Below are 225 nucleotides of genomic sequence, written 5' to 3'. Positions count from 1 at the left end.
CGCCCCGGCAGGGCTCGGAACAGCAGGTGGAACAGGTCGTCGCCGTAGCCGCCCATCAGCGTGCCGGTGAGCAGCAGCGTCTTGCGCGCCTTGGCCGCCAACACCCCCATGGCCTGGCCCTGTGCGGAGCCGCCGTTCTTGTACTCGTGCGCCTCGTCGGCGATGAGCAGGTCGAACGTGCCTTGGGGAAGCTGCCTCTTGATGAACTCGGACGGCTGGTAGCCG

General features: G+C 68.4%; 1 protein-coding gene. It reads right to left on the bottom strand.

The genetic code is table 11. From position 1 onward, the window contains the following. On the bottom strand, positions 1 to 225 hold a 225-nt coding region (locus ACR6JA_RS23260), incomplete at both ends, for a hypothetical protein (RefSeq protein ID WP_494599898.1).

The organism is Cedecea sp. B1(4) (genome assembly GCF_059414925.1).
Note: the sequence above shows the minus strand (reverse complement) of the source record. Positions and strands in the feature narration are given on the sequence as shown.